This window comes from Mesorhizobium sp. WSM4308, assembly GCF_002294905.1.
In the GTDB taxonomy this organism is placed as follows: domain Bacteria; phylum Pseudomonadota; class Alphaproteobacteria; order Rhizobiales; family Rhizobiaceae; genus Mesorhizobium.
The window spans coordinates 61,993-74,684 of sequence record NZ_NSFW01000016.1 but is presented as its reverse complement, the minus strand read 5'-3'; the positions used below and the strand labels follow the sequence as shown (position 1 = coordinate 74,684).

The window sequence follows — 12,692 nt, the reverse complement described above, 5'->3', positions numbered from 1 at the left end:
CGCTCACCCCAGCAGATTGCGCGCCGTGCGCATGAAGATCCTCGAGCCGATCGGGATCAGGTCGTCGGGAAAATCATAATCCGGATTGTGCAGGGAAGGGTGCCGTTCGCCGGCGCCGAGGAAGAACATCGCCGATCTGGCACTGCGGCCGAACAGGCCGAAATCCTCCGAGGCGCGCATCGGCAGGGCCTCTTGCCCGTGCACGACGCCTTCTTCGTCGAGCGCGCGTTGCAGGTGCTCCACCGCATCCGGCGCGTTGACGCTGGCGACGAAGATCTCGTGGTAATCCCAGCGGGCGGAGAGGCGATGGCGGGCCGCGATCTCGGTCACCAGGGCTTGCGCTCCGGCGCACAGGTCCGCCATGCGCTCGTCGCGGCGGGTGCGCAGCGTCGCCCAGACCTCGGCATGGGCGGGCGCGATGCCGAACACGGCTTCGCCCATCGCGGCATGGGTGACGGTGACCATGGAGAACTCGTCGTCGGCGAAGGTGGCGCGGCCGAGCGCGGGCAGCGCCGGCATCAGCTCCGAGATCGCCGGCATCGGCGAAATGCCGGTCTCGGGCATGGAGGAATGCGCGGTCTTGCCCTCGAGCACGATGCGCATGCCGCGCGAGGCGCAGTTGACCACGCCGGGCTTGAGCCTGACCTCGCCGAACGGCACGCCGGGCAGATTGTGCAGCGAGAAGGCGAAATCCGGCGCGATCTCGCCGTAGCGCGGATCGGCGACGACGCCGGCAGCACCATTGCCGGTCTCTTCCGCCGGCTGGAACATCAGCACGACGCGGCCGCTGGCCGGCCGCTCGCGCCCCAGCTGCCGGCCAAGGGCGGCCAGGATCGCCGTGTGCCCGTCATGGCCGCACATATGCGACTTGCCGGGCACTTGCGAGGCATGCGGCACGCCGGACAGCTCCTCGATCGGCAGCGCGTCGAGTTCGGAGCGGAACAGCACGGTCGGCCCGGCCTTGCCGCTGTCATAGACCGCCGCCACGCCGTGCCCGCCGAGGCCGGTCAGCACCTTGTCCGGCCCGGTGTCGGCGAGGAAGGAGACGACTTCTTTCGCCGTCTTCTCCTCCTCATTGGAGATTTCCGGCTGCCGGTGCAGCTTGCGCCGCCATTCGGTCAGCTCGACGATATCCCGGTTGGTCAGGGCCATGCGTTTGCGCCTCCGTTTGTTCCGATCGGCACAGTGTCGCAAACGCCGCTAGCGTACGCGATTGGGGCAGAGCGCTTTGAACTGGTCCAGCGTGACATCGTATGACGAGGCGCCGGAGCCATCGAGCACCACATTGTCATCGATCGATGTGATCAGGTAGTCCGTCGTCACCTCAGTGCCCTTGTTGCGGCCCTGGAACAGCATGTTGGCGCCATAGAAGGTGGTGAATTTGCCGGTCTTGCAGTTGGCCGTGATCTCGAAGTGCAGCGGCGACTTCATTTCGGCGTCAATGCACTCCTTGGAGAAGTCGTGGCCGTATTCGCGGCAGTAGACACCGGCCTTGTGCCTGTCGTGCTTGGCCAGGATGCTGGCGTGCTCGGAGCCGATGCCTGACCTTTTGACGATGGTGAGTTCCATTCCCACCTTGTTGCCGTAGTAGATGGTTCTGGCTTCGGCGGAAGTGGCCAGCAGCAGGGCGGACAGCACGAGCAGCAGATGTCGCATGGAAAATCCTCCCTTTGGCCCGGAGGATTTCACGCAGGCGATCGCGTGGTCAAGGCCTCGACGCGCAACCGCCGCCGATGGGCATGTCATCGGCGGCGGCGCAGCGCTTTCTGGAGCTGCCTTACTGATTGATCTCGGGCTCGACCAGCTTTGCCAGGTTCCGCAGCGATTCCTGCCAGCCGAGATAGCAGGCCTCGACCGGGATGACGTCGGGGATGCCGGCCTGGGTGATGTCGATTTCGGTGCCGACCGAGACTTTTTTCAGGATCACGGTGACCTGGATCTCGCCGGGCAGGTTGGGGTCGTCGAACCTGTCGGTGTAGCGCAGGCGCTCGCCGGGAACGAGTTCGAGATACTCGCCGCCAAAGGCGTGGCTGCCGCCCGTGGTGAAGTTGCGGAAGGACATCTTGAACGTGCCGCCGACCTTGGCCTCGAACTGATGGACCGTGCAGGTGAAGCCGTTCGGCGGAAGCCACTTCGCCAGCGCGTCGGATTCGATGAAGGCGCGATAGACCTTTTCGGGGCTGGTGGTGAGAACGCGGTGCAAACGTACGGTGCCGGGCATATCCTGTCCTTTCATGATGCCTGTTCGATGTCCCAAGGACGAACGGGGCTTGACCGATCCGACACGAGCTCGCAAATTTTCGAGAACCGGTCGCGGACCCAGCCTATCTCTGCATGTCGTTGTCGCAAAACCGCTGCACGCTTTTGGACGACATGCACTGGCGTAGGCCAATTCAGCCTGATTTGGGACTCGATTTTGCGGCGGCTGGACCAATCGTCGCAAACGACGAACCCGATAGCCATTATGAGGAGAGTGTTTATAACGGTCGCTGAAATCGCGATATCCAAGGGGAGACGATGCGCTACATACGTCCGCTTTCAATCGAAGATGCCGTCGGCCAATTGGCCGGATCGGCTGGCACGGCAGCCATTCTGGCCGGAGGCAGCGACCTGCTGGTGAGAATGAAGGGGGGCTTTGTCGAGCCCGACCTGATCGTCGACATCAAGTCGATCGCCGGCTTGAGCGACATCCGCGAAACCGCGGACGGCTTCAGCATCGGTGCCGCCGTTCCCTGCGCCGTGCTGGGCGAGAATGCCGCCCTGAAAAAGGCATGGCCCGGCGTCGTCGAGGCGGCCAAGCTGATCGGTTCGAAGCAGGTGCAGGGACGCTGCACCATCACGGGCAATCTCTGCAATGCCTCGCCGGCCGCCGACAGCGTGCCGGCGCTGGTGGCCGCGGGTGCCAAAGCGGTGATCGCCGGGCCTTCGGGCAAGCGCACCATTGCCGTCGAGGCCGTGCCGACCGGGCCGGGCAAGACCTCGCTCGCCAAGGGCGAGATCATCGAGGCGATCCTGCTCGACAAGCGCTCGCCGCGTTCGGGCGATGCCTATCTGCGCTTCATTCCGCGCACCGAGATGGACATTGCCGTGGTCAGCGCCGGGGTGAACCTGACGATCGACGAGCATGGCGTCGTCACGGCGGCCCGCGTGGCGCTGGGCGCGGCGGCACCGACGGTGCTGCTGGTCGAAGAGGCCGCCGAGGCGCTTATCGGCAGGAAGCTGGACGAGGCCGCGCTCGAGCGGCTGGCAAAGGTCTGCGCCGGCGCCTGCCGCCCGATCGACGACAAGCGCGGTACCATCGAATTCAGACGCAAAGTCGCGGGTGTGCTGGCCAGGAGAGCCGCAACGACCGCCTACGCACGTGCAGGAGGCAAATAATGGCTGGCATTGCAGTCTCGACGACAATCAACGGCGACATAACAGAATATCTCTGCCAGCCTGACGAGACGCTGCTCGACGTGCTGCGCGACCGGCTCGGCCTGACCGGCGCCAAGGAAGGCTGCGGTACCGGCGACTGCGGCGCCTGCAGCATCATCCTCGACAACCGGCTGGTCTGCTCGTGCCTGGTGCTCGGCGCCGAGGCGGAAGGCCGGCGCATCGAGACCGTCGAAGGCATGGCGCATGGCGACCAGCTGCACACGCTGCAGCAGAAATTCCTCGAGCACGCCGCCCTGCAATGCGGCATCTGCACGCCGGGTTTCCTGATCGCAGCCAAGGACCTGCTCGCCAAAAACCCCGACCCGAGCGAGGAGGAGATCCGCTTCGGGCTCGCCGGGAACCTCTGCCGCTGCACCGGCTATGACAAGATCGTGCGCGCCGTCCAGGACGCCGCACATGTGATGAAGGGAGCCTGAAGATGAATTTCGATCCGCGTTTTTCCGGGCGTAAATTCGCATCCGTCGGCACGCGCCCCATCCGCCCCGACGGCGTCGACAAGGTGACGGGCCGCGCCCGCTACGGCGCCGACTTCAACATGGCCGGCCAGCTGGTCGGCCGCGTGCTGCGCAGCCCGCACGCACACGCGATTATCCGCAAGATCGACATTTCGAAGGCGGAAAAGCTGAGCGGCGTGAAGGCGGTGATCACGGCGAAAGACCTGCCCGACCTCACCGACGGCGATGCCGCCATGTACGACATCCTCGACAATTGCATGGCGCGCACCAAGGCGCTCTATGACGGCCATGCGGTGGCGGCGGTCGCGGCGATAGATGCCCGCACGGCCAGGCAGGCGCTGAAGCTGATCGAGGTCGAGTACGAGATCCTGCCGCATGTCACCGATGTCGACGAGGCGATGCAGCACCACGCCCCGCTGATCAACGACACGATCTTCACCGAAGGGCTGGAGGAAAAGCCGGCAAAGCCCTCCAACGTCACCAAGCGCAGCCAGTTCGGCCATGGCGATGTCCATCAGGGTTTCGGCCAGGCCGATTTCATCGTCGAGCGCTCCTTCAAGACCGAGCAGACGCACCAGGGCTATATCGAGCCGCATGCCTGCGTGGCGAGCGTCTCGTCCGACGGCACCGCCGACCTGTGGGTCTGCACGCAGGGCCATTTCGTCTACCGCCAGCACTGCGCCCAGCTGCTCGGCATGGAAGCCTCGAAGCTGCGCGTCACCTCGTCGGAGATCGGCGGCGGCTTCGGCGGCAAGACCCATGTCTGGGCCGAGCCGGTGGCGCTTGCCTTGTCGCGCAAGGCCGGACGGCCGGTGAAGCTGGTGATGACCCGCGACGAGGTGTTCCGCGCCTCGGGGCCGACCAGCGCCACCTCGATCGACGTCAAGATCGGCGCCCGCAAGGACGGCACCATCACGGCCGCCGAAGCGACGCTGCGCTACAGCGCCGGCCCCTATGCCGGCTCCTGGGCCGAGATCGGCGCCATGACGGCGTTCGCCTGCTACAAGCTCGATAACGTCAAGACGGTCGGCTACGAAGTGCTGGTCAACCGGCCCAAGACCGCGGCCTATCGCGCGCCCTCCGCACCCATGGCGGCCTTCGCGGTGGAAAGTGCCGTCGACGAGCTCGCCAAGGAGCTCGGCATGGACCCGGTCGACTTCCGCATCAAGAACGCCGCGCAGGAAGGCACGCGCTCGTCCTACGGCCCGGTCTACGGCCCGATCGGCATCGGCCCGACGCTGGAAGCGGTGAAGAACCATCCGCACATGAAGGCGCCGCTCAGGAAAAACCAGGGCAGGGGCATGGCCTGCGGCTTCTGGTTCAATTTCGGCGGCCAGACCTGCACCGACCTCAACATCGGCATGGACGGCTCGGTGTCGCTCGCCGTCGGCACGGTGGATGTCGGTGGGTCGCGCGCCTCGCTGTCGCTGGTGGCGGCGGAGGAGCTCGGCATCGCCTATGAGCACGTCAAGGCCATCGTCGCCGACACGTCGAGCCTCGGCTACAACGACATGACCGACGGCAGCCGCGGCACCTTCTCCTCCTCCATGGCGACCATCTCGGCCGCCCGCAACGCGATCAAGATCCTGCGCGAGCGCGCCGCGCAGATGTGGGACATTTCCGTCGACGACGTGGTCTGGGAACAGGGACACGCGGTCGCCAAGGGCGAGAAGCACGGCAATCTCGGCAAACTGTCGCTGAAGGAGATCGCGGCCGAATCCGGCAAGACCGGCGGGCCGATCGCCGGCCACAGCGAGCTCGTCGCCGACGGCGCCGGCGTCTCCTTCGCCACCCATATATGCGACATCGAGGTCGACCCCGAGACCGGCTCGACCCGGGTGATCCGCTACACGGTGGTGCAGGATGCCGGCAAGGCGGTGCACCCGACCTATGTCGAGGGCCAGTACCAGGGCGGTGCGGCGCAAGGCATCGGCTGGGCGCTCAATGAGGAGTATATTTACGGCAAGGACGGAAGGCTGCAGAACGCCGGCTTCCTCGACTACCGCATCCCGGTCTGCTCCGACCTGCCGATGATCGACACGCAGATCCTGGAGATCCCCAACCCCAACCACCCCTATGGCGTGCGCGGCGTCGGCGAAACCTCGATCGTGCCGCCGCTGGCGGCAATCGCCAACGCGGTGTCGAACGCGGCCGGCGTGCGCATGACCCACATCCCGATGTCGCCGCCGCGCATTCTCGCGGCGATCGAGGCGGAACGGGGAGAGTAGGTCCGGCGAATGGTCGAAGTCACCCTCTGGGGCGCGCTCGGCCAGCTCGCCGGCGGCAAGAGCAAGGTCGAGGTCGAGGCCAAGGACATCAGGGAACTGTTCAGGAAACTGGCTGAACAGTATCCCGGGTTCGAGCCATGGATCGATCGCGGGATTGCCGTGGCGATCGACGGGACGATCTATCGGGATACGTGGAGTAAGAAGCTGCCGGAGGGGGCGGAGATTTTTTTGCTGCCGAGGTTGGCTGGGGGGTGATTGGGAACGCCCGACTGCGGTTGTCTGGCATCAAGGGTCTCGATGTCTTGGTTCGGGCCGATAGTCGGCTGCAAAAAATGCATATTCTAGCTCGTGTTTTTATGCATTTTCAGAGCGGCTCTCATCAAATTCGAAAAGCTCTCGGATGACCGAATTGCTGCTAGGATGTCATCTTCAAGCTCCCGATCTGACTGCTTCGGCGTAAGAGGCGATTCAATGAAAGCTTGAATTTTTGGCAGCATTTTCGCAGAAATTGGCACCTTGCTGCGAAGAATCTTGGAAATGTGGCCTTGCTTGACGTGCAGCCGCGCGCCGAGCTGTGCCTGCGTCAGGCCGAGCTCGTGCCGACGATTCTCCATATGTTTGAGAAGTTTAGTATTCTTGCTATGCATATGCATTGCATATATGATGCCTGCTATGATTTCCAGAGCAGCGCAATTCAAGCATTTCTCTCCGGATGATGAGATCATGCCCGGCGTTAGGTACGGGCTCAGCGGGTGGGTACCAACGCCGGCATTCTGGGTGGCGATGGCCGATCTCGAAGGCGACGACGCTGAAGACTACATAAGCCCGAGAGGCGCGCCCTTGGCCGAGGATCTAGCCTTCTGTCTGCTGGGTGGATACGGCGTGAAGATGGAACTCAATCAGGCCGCTTGGGATCACCTTTATGACGCCGGGGTCTTTGCAGCTGATCCGGTGCCATCTCGGGATGAAATTGAACGCCTTTTGAGCATGCCGCTGTCCGTCCACGGACGCCTGCAGAGATATCGCTACCCGAGGCAACGAGCCGGTCGGCTCAACGTCGCCCTCAATTCAATTCGCGATCGGCCTCCCCTGACAGACGACCCGCTGATCTTTCGGAGAGAACTGATGGAGTTGCCAGGAATAGGTCCAAAGACCGCATCCTGGATCGTGCGGAACTGGCTCGGCAGTGATGAGGTCGCTATTCTCGACGTCCATGTTCTGCGCGCAGGCACAGCCATCGGATTGTTCCCGCAAAAGTATCGGCTGCCCCAAGACTACGAGGCACTGGAACGGCGATTTTTGGAATTTGCTCGAATCTTAAAAATTCGTGCATCATTGCTCGATGCAATTATGTGGCGGGAAATGCGAATACTTCACAGCTAGGTATTTATCAGGCCTCGATCTGCCGCGTACTATTCCAAAGGGAGGCTGATTCGATGGCAGGTAAGAGTCCTAAATCTCAGGCGCAACACGGTTCTGAACGAACACCTATCCTCAACGCGAAAAAGCCTGGGTCCGGCAAGGGCGGTGGTGGTGCGTCCGGAGAAGGTAGCGATCCTTGCGACATCCTGATTGAGGCGGACCTTGAAAGCGTCAGAGCCGACGTTCTCGCCACCCTACGGGTTGGTGACGCTCTTCGTGTGGAGATTTTCGAACAGGGTGGCATCCCGAGCGCCGTCTGCCGGACCGCCGATGGTTCACGGGTGGGCTCACTGTCCGCCCTTGAGGGACTTACCCAACTAATCCGCTGTCTCCGCAACGGCGTAGATTATGTGGTTGCGATTACAGAGTTGGAAGCTGGTCGTTGCCGCGTTCGAGGCACTCGCGTTCCATGATCGTAGCCGGAGGCGTTTATCGCGAGGAATGCGTTTGGCCGTATTGGTCCCGCATCTTCGGATCTGCGGGACGTGCAGCCTTGGCCATTTCGGTCCTTTCACCTGACAGCCGTCTTGTGGCCTATGCATGCCGCGGCTGGATTGACGACGTAAGACAGTCAATGCAGCAGTTCGGCGTGACACCGGACTTGACCGAAATCGACGAAGATATCGGGTTTCACTATTTCCATCCGTTATCGGGGGCAGAACTCGTTGGTGCTCCAGAAAGACGAAAGCCGGCGCTCCAAGCCAATGGAGATGTTGTGCTTCGCTTCGGCATGATCGAGGGCGATGCCATCGTGAACGCCAGGCGGGCGATATATGACCCCCAGAATCCTTACGATGTGCTGCGTTTCCGAGAGAATGGTTCAACAGCTGACAGCCTCGCTATCGTATTGAACGAGGTCGAGTTGGAGGCCAGCGTCGGTCTCAAAGGAGAGGAAGGCGCGCGAACTCTGATGTCAAAGACCGGTGCGAGCGTCGTTGTTGCGAAGATGGGGCCGGCCGGTGCGCTGGCGGTCGATGATCGGAGCTGCACCAGCATCCCAGCTTATGCTTCGGGAGCTGTTTTCAAGATTGGCTCAGGGGATATCTTCAGCGCTGTCTTTTCCCACGTTTGGGGAGAATTGCACCAGGACGTCGCTACTGCGGCAAGAGCAGCTTCTCAGGCGGTTGCGAGATACGTGGCTTCGCGAAGCGTCCAGGTCTCGCTGGAAGGGCTCGGCCAGCTTGTTCCCATTGCCCGCACCAACCCTAAAGGGGGCATTTACATCGCAGCACCTTTCTTCACTCTTCCCCAGCGCTGGCTCGTAGAAGAGATCCATCGATGCCTTCATATGCTCGGCGCCAATAGCTTCTCACCAATCCACGATGTCGGATCCCATGGTACGCCGGCCTTCATCGCAAGCGAAGATTTGCGAGGTCTGGAGGAGTGCACGGCTGTACTTGCTGTTGTCGACGGCGAAGATGCCGGAACGCTCTTCGAGGTCGGATATGCTCGCAGCCTTGGAATTCCCGTCGTTGCGTTGGCGGAATCTCCGAGGCCGCAAGGCTTGACGATGCTGGAAGGAACCGGGTGCCATGTGACGGCCGACTTCACCACCGCTGTCTACCAAGCGGTTTGGCAGGCGGCACGATGAAAGCTTTGCTGTTTTCTGGAGGGCTCGATTCATCCGCAATAGCCTGGTGGCTCAAGCCCGATCTCTGCGTAACCATCGACTATGGCCAGCGTTCCGCCGGCGGTGAGATGGCCGCGTCGAGAGCGCTTTGTGAAATCATCGGCCTTAACCATCGCACCATAAAGATCGACCTGTCGGCATTGGGATCTGGGTCGATGGCGGGCAAAGCTGTTGCTGCCGGCGCCTCGGCGTCGGAATTCTGGCCGTATCGGAACCAAATGCTGGTTACCATCGCCGCCATGAAATTGATGCCGGAGGGTGTGAACGAAATCATACTCGGCTCTGTATCAACGGACAGGCATGCTGATGGGAAAGCTCCTTTCCTGAGATCTCTAGATCGGATGATGTCCGTTCAGGAGGGAGGAGTGCGAGTGACTGCGCCGGCTCGAAAGGTGTCGACCGTGACACTGCTAAAGACTTCGGCCTTTCCCTATAGTCTCATCGGCCTGACCTTCTCATGCCACGTTCACGAATTTGCCTGCGGTCAATGCAGCGGCTGCACTAAACATCGTGAATGTGTCGAACGTGCCTATGGCCTTTCTGGCGGGAGAGCCTGATGGCGGGATTTTCGCCAAGACATATTCAAAGAGCACCGGGCGGCGCTGCGCCTACCAAGGTCGGAGACGGTTGCGACCTGGAGTTTCGTCTGGATCTCGTCGGGATCCGCACAGAAGTGACGTCCTGGCTCACAGGTGGGGAGATCCTGACGGTGCGACTTGTGGAAAACGCAACGGCGCGGAGCGTCGTCTGCAGCAACAGCACCGGTGATGTTGCGGGAACATTGGCTGCATTTCGAGGTCTTTCTCAACTGATCGGATGCATGGCCACGGGCGCCGTCTATATTGCTGTCGTCGAGCAATCTTCAGCCACTCGCTGCGCAGTTCAAGTGATCCGCCGATGATCGTCGCGGGTGGAACTTACGGAGAACGTTGCATCTATCCGAACTGGGACCGCATTTTCGGGTCCGGTCTACGGGCTGCTGTCGCTGCCAGTGGTCTTTCGGACAGCGTGACGCTGCACACCTATGTTCCCAACGAGTGGCATGATGATGTCTCGGCGACGCTATTGGCCTTCGGTATCAAGGGAGAAATCAGACCAAGTTCCGGCCCGATCACGTTTAAGTACCTCGACAGTCTTGAGAAATCGCTCATCCCAACACCGCCAGAAAAACTCGAACCGACACTCGACGTCGAAGGAGATGTTGTTCTCCGGTTTGGGATGATGGAGGGCGAGGCCAGGGTTAAAGGTGATCGTGTCGTCTATGATCCTCAATCTTCAGGCACCTTATTCAGCGGCAACGGATCTTCCGCGCATAGGCTCGCAATGGTGATAGCCCAAGCCGAGTTGCTGCGTTTAGTGGCAGGGCTTCGCGGCCAGCATCCGGCGGCGGCTGCTGACATTAAGTTGCTGGATGCCGTCGTTGCGGTACAGGATTCGCCGTCACCTCCACAAATCATCGTGGTGAAGGATGGCTTCGGCGGACTGACTGTTTTTTTGGGCGACGAGCCCAACACTATCCCCAGCTATGCTGCAGAGAGCTATTTCCGGATAGGCGCCGGCGACGTCATCGCGACAGCGTTTGCGCATGCTTGGGGTGAACTCAACATGGAGCCAATCTCTGCCGCTGAGTACGCGGCACGGTCAGTCGCCTATTTTGTCGAGGACGCGCGACTGCCACTTCTACCGCCATCACTTCTCGGCATGCGCACGCGCTCCCGTGATCACGGGCAAAACCTGCGAATTCTGGGGCTCGGCGATTATGAGGTCCAAGCCCTAGTCTTGCGAACCCAGAACTGGATCTGGGAGTTGCAAGGGTCAATTGAACAGGTGGTGCTGCATGTAGACGACCTGGTGTCGAGCCCCCATCCAATTGACCTCGTTATCATAGGCTCCCGGTCGACGCTGACAAAAGTCGAGGAAATCGCGAAGTTGGCTGGAACGCCTGCTGTTGTTTTCTGGCCCGGCGGCAGACGTGAGCAGATCGAACATCTGTTCCCTCGATCCATCATTTCTCGCGACTATGCATCCGCCCTGTATCACGCAATGAGAAGAGCTGTCCCGTGAAGTCGCCGTCAGTCAGAAATCTTGGCCCGCGTCAGACATATCGCCCGTCTTCCGAGGGTATCGATCGACAGAAGCTGGAAGACCTAGTTCGTGAAGCGCAACGGCACTGGATGCGCTTCATGGAGTTCGTTGACCAGAAGACCCACACGCGCTGGGTATTTCGCGGCTGTGGCTCGGACAAGCACAAGTTCATTCCGTCGGTCGGCCGACCTCCAGCTACCTACAACGCGTTGAATGAGGAACGAGTCTTTCGCGCTTTCCAGCGAGCAGCAGTGTCATTCTTGACCACGCCTCTTGTAGGCGACTGGGACTGGCTCGCGGTCGCGCAACATTATGGCCTGCCTACACGTCTCCTCGATTGGTCGTCTAATCCTCTAGTGGCATGCTTCTTCGCGGTTTCAAGCGGTGACCAGAAGGATGATGCCGTGGTGCACGGCTACAGCATCCCCGAAGGCGAGATTGTCGACCCGTCGAAGGATACAAATCCTTTCGAGATCGATCGAGTTCTCTTCCTGGTTCCTAGTAGGTCGGCTTCGCGGATCGTCAATCAGCGGGGCCTCTTCTCCGTTCACAATGAACCAGACAAGCCTTGGATGGCGAAAGGAGTAGAGAGCTTCATGATCCCGGCCAACATGCGCGCCAGGTTCAGACGCCGGTTGTTCAAGCTTGGTATAGACCATAGCCACATCTATCCTGACCTTCCGGGCCTATGCGATACGCTCAAGTGGCGCTACGAGGCGGGCATAGGCATTGGCACGCCGATGATTGGATAACGCGAATGGACAACCAGGAACGTCAACTGAAGCAGCGACGGGTTGCTCAGGCAGTGCAGGATGTGGAGCCGAACGAAACTGAGGCATGGACCGATCTCGCTCTTTTGTCGTCGAATACCCGCGTGGACACGGTAGAGACATTCGAAAGAGAAATCCGGATTGATGGTGACCAGTTCTCGGGTCCAATCACCTGGTACGTTGTCCTTGAGTATGGCGCGCGCGATGGCGACGGTGCCCTCACGACGTCTGAAAGCTTTCCCGGCATTTTCGAGGGGCATTTTGAGGGGGAAACGCCGATTGTGGATCGGATGACCGTCGATACAATGTCGTTCTACGCGTGAGCGTAATCGATAGACTTGGCGCTCACTCCTCCAAAGGCGCGTCGGACGCCGGGTTCAACCCTTAGCGTCGCGTTTGTCGCCTGCGGGCCGCTATTGAGCTGGCCGGTCCGAGCGACTGATCCTGACTTATGTCTCCACCCTCACAGCAAAAACGTCTGCCTCTCCGCAACGTCTTTGTGATCGCGGCAATCCCCACCTCGATCTCTCGCTTGCCCGCCAGCATCGCATCCCCCGCTACACCTTCCAGCATTGAGCGCAACAACTCCGCCTGGCCGACCAGCACCGCGTCCTTCTCAGCCAGCGGAGCGAGCGTGCCCGCTTCCTGGCGCTGGGCCATGCGG

Annotated in this window: 16 protein-coding genes; 11 read left to right on the top strand and 5 right to left on the bottom strand. The window is 61.2% G+C overall.

Going from position 1 to position 12,692, the window contains the following annotated elements; genetic code table 11:
* Positions 1–3: 3 nt before the first annotated feature.
* The 3 genes from CK227_RS26705 to CK227_RS26695 all read right to left on the bottom strand — a co-directional run bounded on the left by CK227_RS26705 (position 4) and on the right by CK227_RS26695 (position 2,221).
* On the bottom strand, positions 4–1,152 hold the full coding sequence (locus tag CK227_RS26705) for an amidohydrolase (RefSeq protein WP_095774957.1): 1,149 nt from the start codon (positions 1,150–1,152) through the stop codon (positions 4–6).
* Positions 1,153–1,200: 48 nt separating this feature from the next.
* Entirely contained in the window at positions 1,201–1,656 is a 456-nt protein-coding gene (locus CK227_RS26700; RefSeq protein WP_095774956.1) for a hypothetical protein, read from the bottom strand.
* A gap of 121 nt (positions 1,657–1,777) precedes the next feature.
* Positions 1,778–2,221 carry an SRPBCC family protein gene (locus tag CK227_RS26695; RefSeq protein ID WP_095774955.1) on the bottom strand — a complete coding sequence of 148 codons (444 nt, stop codon included), beginning with the start codon at positions 2,219–2,221 and terminating at the stop codon, positions 1,778–1,780.
* 296 nt (positions 2,222–2,517) lie between these two features.
* Here CK227_RS26695 and CK227_RS26690 point away from each other — a divergent pair, with 296 nt between their 5' ends.
* Genes CK227_RS26690 through CK227_RS26675 form a run of 4 tightly spaced genes read left to right on the top strand, consistent with a single transcriptional unit; the run spans position 2,518 to position 6,376 of the window.
* Positions 2,518–3,378: a xanthine dehydrogenase family protein subunit M gene (locus tag CK227_RS26690; RefSeq protein WP_010910806.1), complete on the top strand. Its 861-nt coding sequence runs from the start codon at positions 2,518–2,520 to the stop codon at positions 3,376–3,378.
* Positions 3,378–3,854, top strand: coding sequence for a (2Fe-2S)-binding protein (locus CK227_RS26685; protein WP_095200690.1), 477 nt, complete (start codon positions 3,378–3,380; stop codon positions 3,852–3,854). The genes CK227_RS26690 and CK227_RS26685 overlap by 1 nt, the downstream gene beginning before the upstream one ends.
* A gap of 2 nt (positions 3,855–3,856) precedes the next feature.
* Positions 3,857–6,121, top strand: coding sequence for a xanthine dehydrogenase family protein molybdopterin-binding subunit (locus CK227_RS26680; RefSeq protein ID WP_095774954.1), 2,265 nt, complete (start codon positions 3,857–3,859; stop codon positions 6,119–6,121).
* 9 nt (positions 6,122–6,130) lie between these two features.
* Positions 6,131–6,376, top strand: coding sequence for a MoaD/ThiS family protein (locus CK227_RS26675; RefSeq protein WP_019859698.1), 246 nt, complete (start codon positions 6,131–6,133; stop codon positions 6,374–6,376).
* A gap of 86 nt (positions 6,377–6,462) precedes the next feature.
* On the opposite strand, the gene CK227_RS26670 is transcribed toward CK227_RS26675, so the two are convergent.
* Positions 6,463–6,768 carry a helix-turn-helix transcriptional regulator gene (locus CK227_RS26670; RefSeq protein WP_179296527.1) on the bottom strand — a complete coding sequence of 102 codons (306 nt, stop codon included), beginning with the start codon at positions 6,766–6,768 and terminating at the stop codon, positions 6,463–6,465.
* A 25-nt stretch (positions 6,769–6,793) separates the two neighbouring features.
* Here CK227_RS26670 and CK227_RS26665 point away from each other — a divergent pair, with 25 nt between their 5' ends.
* The 7 genes from CK227_RS26665 to CK227_RS26640 all read left to right on the top strand — a co-directional run bounded on the left by CK227_RS26665 (position 6,794) and on the right by CK227_RS26640 (position 12,351).
* Positions 6,794–7,504, top strand: coding sequence for a hypothetical protein (locus CK227_RS26665; protein WP_245318268.1), 711 nt, complete (start codon positions 6,794–6,796; stop codon positions 7,502–7,504).
* A 532-nt stretch (positions 7,505–8,036) separates the two neighbouring features.
* Positions 8,037–9,134, top strand: coding sequence for a PfkB family carbohydrate kinase (locus tag CK227_RS26660; protein WP_245318266.1), 1,098 nt, complete (start codon positions 8,037–8,039; stop codon positions 9,132–9,134).
* Positions 9,131–9,730: a 7-cyano-7-deazaguanine synthase gene (locus CK227_RS26655; protein WP_095774952.1), complete on the top strand. Its 600-nt coding sequence runs from the start codon at positions 9,131–9,133 to the stop codon at positions 9,728–9,730. Before CK227_RS26660 ends, CK227_RS26655 begins: the two co-directional genes overlap by 4 nt.
* Positions 9,730–10,074 (top strand): hypothetical protein, encoded by a 345-nt coding sequence (locus CK227_RS36370; protein WP_143750534.1) that lies wholly within the window; start codon positions 9,730–9,732, stop codon positions 10,072–10,074. The genes CK227_RS26655 and CK227_RS36370 overlap by 1 nt, the downstream gene beginning before the upstream one ends.
* The gene (locus tag CK227_RS26650) at positions 10,071–11,237 is read left to right on the top strand and encodes a hypothetical protein (RefSeq protein ID WP_095774951.1); all 1,167 of its coding nucleotides are present in this window, start codon (positions 10,071–10,073) and stop codon (positions 11,235–11,237) included. Before CK227_RS36370 ends, CK227_RS26650 begins: the two co-directional genes overlap by 4 nt.
* A 119-nt stretch (positions 11,238–11,356) precedes the next feature.
* Positions 11,357–12,010, top strand: coding sequence for an FRG domain-containing protein (locus CK227_RS26645; protein WP_245318264.1), 654 nt, complete (start codon positions 11,357–11,359; stop codon positions 12,008–12,010).
* Positions 12,011–12,015: 5 nt separating this feature from the next.
* Positions 12,016–12,351 carry a hypothetical protein gene (locus CK227_RS26640; RefSeq protein ID WP_095774949.1) on the top strand — a complete coding sequence of 112 codons (336 nt, stop codon included), beginning with the start codon at positions 12,016–12,018 and terminating at the stop codon, positions 12,349–12,351.
* A gap of 61 nt (positions 12,352–12,412) precedes the next feature.
* Here CK227_RS26640 and CK227_RS26635 read toward each other — a convergent pair whose 3' ends face one another.
* Positions 12,413–12,688, bottom strand: a complete 276-nt coding sequence (locus CK227_RS26635; RefSeq protein ID WP_095774948.1) for a hypothetical protein — start codon at positions 12,686–12,688, stop codon at positions 12,413–12,415.
* Positions 12,689–12,692 lie beyond the last annotated feature (4 nt).

Excerpts from the sequence above, each read along its gene's own strand:
- CK227_RS26705 (WP_095774957.1), bottom strand. The coding sequence starts at position 1,152 with ATGGCCCTGACCAACCGGGATATCGTCGAGCTGACCGAATGGCGGCGC.
- CK227_RS26700 (WP_095774956.1), bottom strand. The coding sequence starts at position 1,656 with ATGCGACATCTGCTGCTCGTGCTGTCCGCCCTGCTGCTGGCCACTTCC.
- CK227_RS26695 (WP_095774955.1), bottom strand. The coding sequence starts at position 2,221 with ATGCCCGGCACCGTACGTTTGCACCGCGTTCTCACCACCAGCCCCGAA.
- CK227_RS26690 (WP_010910806.1), top strand. The coding sequence starts at position 2,518 with ATGCGCTACATACGTCCGCTTTCAATCGAAGATGCCGTCGGCCAATTG.
- CK227_RS26685 (WP_095200690.1), top strand. The coding sequence starts at position 3,378 with ATGGCTGGCATTGCAGTCTCGACGACAATCAACGGCGACATAACAGAA.
- CK227_RS26680 (WP_095774954.1), top strand. The coding sequence starts at position 3,857 with ATGAATTTCGATCCGCGTTTTTCCGGGCGTAAATTCGCATCCGTCGGC.
- CK227_RS26675 (WP_019859698.1), top strand. The coding sequence starts at position 6,131 with ATGGTCGAAGTCACCCTCTGGGGCGCGCTCGGCCAGCTCGCCGGCGGC.
- CK227_RS26670 (WP_179296527.1), bottom strand. The coding sequence starts at position 6,768 with ATGCATAGCAAGAATACTAAACTTCTCAAACATATGGAGAATCGTCGG.
- CK227_RS26665 (WP_245318268.1), top strand. The coding sequence starts at position 6,794 with ATGATTTCCAGAGCAGCGCAATTCAAGCATTTCTCTCCGGATGATGAG.
- CK227_RS26655 (WP_095774952.1), top strand. The coding sequence starts at position 9,131 with ATGAAAGCTTTGCTGTTTTCTGGAGGGCTCGATTCATCCGCAATAGCC.
- CK227_RS36370 (WP_143750534.1), top strand. The coding sequence starts at position 9,730 with ATGGCGGGATTTTCGCCAAGACATATTCAAAGAGCACCGGGCGGCGCT.
- CK227_RS26650 (WP_095774951.1), top strand. The coding sequence starts at position 10,071 with ATGATCGTCGCGGGTGGAACTTACGGAGAACGTTGCATCTATCCGAAC.
- CK227_RS26645 (WP_245318264.1), top strand. The coding sequence starts at position 11,357 with ATGGAGTTCGTTGACCAGAAGACCCACACGCGCTGGGTATTTCGCGGC.
- CK227_RS26640 (WP_095774949.1), top strand. The coding sequence starts at position 12,016 with ATGGACAACCAGGAACGTCAACTGAAGCAGCGACGGGTTGCTCAGGCA.
- CK227_RS26635 (WP_095774948.1), bottom strand. The coding sequence starts at position 12,688 with ATGGCCCAGCGCCAGGAAGCGGGCACGCTCGCTCCGCTGGCTGAGAAG.